Source organism: Martelella sp., assembly GCF_984369615.1.
Genome location: NZ_CFHTCS010000525.1, coordinates 1 through 2,219, shown reverse-complemented (window position 1 = coordinate 2,219; position 2,219 = coordinate 1). Strand labels below are relative to the sequence as shown.

Here is a 2,219-nt window from a genome sequence, read left to right as displayed (position 1 = left end):
CGATCGCCTCGAGGATCGGCTTGTCGTCCTCATGCGGGCCGATGATTTCAAGCCCGAGCTGCTCCTTCATCTCCATCGCGCCGCCGGCATGGTCGAGATGGCCGTGGGTCAGCCAGATCGCCTGGAGCTTGATGCCGTTTTCCTCGACCGTCTGGATGATCACCTCGGCATCGCCGCCCGGATCGACCAGCACGCCTTCGCGGCTTTCCAGGTCGAACAGCACGGTGCAGTTCTGCTGCAAGGGTGTGACGGGAATGATCCCGGCCTGAAGCTGTGCCATGGTCTTGATTGTCTCTCCCGTCTGCCGATCGTCCGCCGCGTCTTCCATTTCGCGGTGAACCGCACTAAACCTATTGCAACACCTATGTCAGACTTGGTTTGATTGCAAAACCCCGGGCCGTCGGGAAATGCAAAACGGCGAAAGGACGCAAGGCTCCGTGCCGAAGAGCGAAGCGATAAGAAACGAAGAACCGGCTGTCCGCGATGACGGCGAGGCCGCGTTCGAGATCGTAGAGCTTCTGTTTTTCGCCTACCGCGATTTCACGTCCGATCCGGACGCGATTCTGGGCGAAATCGGCTTCGGGCGGGCTCACCATCGCGTGGTCCATTTCGTCGGCAGCCGACCGGGCATGAGCGTCGCCGACCTTCTGGAGACGCTGAGCATTACCAAGCAGAGCCTCGCGCGGGTTCTCAAGCAGCTGATCGATGCCGGCTATGTGCGCCAGACGACGGGGCCGGAAGACCGCCGCCAGCGCCGCCTGTTCCTTTCTGCAAGAGGCGAAAGCCTGCGTCAGGAACTGCTCGCGCCGCAGCTCGAACGCATCAGCAAAGCCTTCGGCGGCCTCGATGCCTCCGAGCGGGACGCCGTGAAGACCTTCCTGTCGCGGATGTGCAATGACGATCCCGCGGCTTTGTGCGGCGCCTTGCTCTCCTCCAATGACGGAAAGCGACCATGACCAGGGACATCGCAGACGACGCCCCCCACCTTCTGATCGTCGACGACGACACCCGTATCCGCACGCTTCTGAAACGCTATCTCGGCGAACAGGGCTACAGGGTTTCAACGGCCGGAGATGCGGCCGAGGCGCGGCGCAAGCTCGAGGGCCTCGATTTCGACCTTCTGGTGCTCGACGTGATGATGCCGGGCGAGGACGGCGTTTCGCTCACGCGCGACCTGAGCAAACTCCGTCCGATCCCCGTGCTGCTCTTGACCGCCAGGGCCGAGGCCGATGCCCGGATCGAGGGGCTTGAGGCGGGCGCGGACGACTATCTCCCCAAGCCCTTCGAGCCGCGCGAGCTTCTGCTGAGGATCAGCAACATCCTGCGCCGCGCCCAGGCGCCGAAGACGCCGGCGATCGAACAGATCATGTTCGGGCCCTACACGTTTTCGCTCGGCCGCCGCGAATTGAAGAAGGGCGCGACGCCGATACGGCTTACCGAGCGGGAACAGGACATCATGTCGATGCTGGCGCAAAAGGCCGGCGAGACCGTGGCGCGTTACGATCTCGTCAGCTCGGACGCCGAGATCAACGAGCGCACGATCGACGTGCAGATCAACCGGCTGCGGCGCAAGATCGAGAGTGATCCGGCAAACCCGCGCTACCTGCAGACGGTGCGCGGCATCGGCTATCGTCTGAACCGGGAATAACAGGTCTTGAGACAACTCAGCCAAAGCCTGAAGGATGCGTGCGGGAAACTTGCCGACAGACTTCACACGGCCTATCGCGCCGTCGTCCGGCTGCCGGGCCTCCGGCACCTCTACTACGCCTACAAGACTGTGGCCCGCTGGACCCATCACCGCCTGCCGCGCGGTCTTTTCGCCCGCTCGCTGCTGATCATCATCATGCCGATGCTGCTGCTTCAGGCCGTCGTCGCAACGGTGTTCATGGAGCGGCACTGGCAGATGGTCACCCACCGCCTCGCCGACGCGGTGACCGGCGATATCGCCGCAATCATCAACCTGATCGACACGACCGACCCCGATTACCAGGACGAGATCGTGTCCATCGCCGCCCGTGACATGGGGCTGAGGGTCGCCATCGAACCAGACGGCAAGCTGCCCCCGCCCCTGCCGAAGCCCTTTTTCGGCCTTCTGGACCAGGTTCTGGCGGAACTGATCTCCGCCAAGATCGGTCGCCCCTTCTGGATCGATACGCTCGGCGATTCGCGTTTCGTGGAGATCCGCATCAAGCTCGACGACGGCATATTGCGGATCTTCG

The 2,219-nt window shown here is 63.1% G+C and carries 3 protein-coding genes and 1 pseudogene; 3 read left to right on the top strand and 1 reads right to left on the bottom strand.

What is annotated here, in order from left to right:
• On the bottom strand, positions 1-280 hold a 280-nt coding region (locus AC5DC2_RS23240; RefSeq protein ID WP_491700198.1), incomplete at its 3' end, for an MBL fold metallo-hydrolase.
• Between the two features lie 127 nt (positions 281-407).
• Between AC5DC2_RS23240 and AC5DC2_RS23235 the strand changes: the two genes are divergently transcribed.
• The 3 genes and pseudogenes from AC5DC2_RS23235 to AC5DC2_RS23225 form a co-directional block, all read left to right on the top strand.
• A complete protein-coding gene (locus tag AC5DC2_RS23235) occupies positions 408-956 on the top strand; it encodes a MarR family winged helix-turn-helix transcriptional regulator (protein WP_024706538.1) in 549 nt (182 codons plus the stop codon).
• Entirely contained in the window at positions 953-1,648 is a 696-nt protein-coding gene (locus AC5DC2_RS23230) for a response regulator (protein ID WP_024706539.1), read from the top strand. The genes AC5DC2_RS23235 and AC5DC2_RS23230 overlap by 4 nt, the downstream gene beginning before the upstream one ends.
• Before the next feature lie 90 nt (positions 1,649-1,738).
• A pseudogene (locus tag AC5DC2_RS23225) lies at positions 1,739-2,219 on the top strand (two-component sensor histidine kinase); the annotation flags it as partial.

Excerpts from the sequence above, each read along its gene's own strand:
- AC5DC2_RS23230 (WP_024706539.1), top strand. The coding sequence starts at position 953 with ATGACCAGGGACATCGCAGACGACGCCCCCCACCTTCTGATCGTCGAC.
- AC5DC2_RS23235 (WP_024706538.1), top strand. The coding sequence starts at position 408 with ATGCAAAACGGCGAAAGGACGCAAGGCTCCGTGCCGAAGAGCGAAGCG.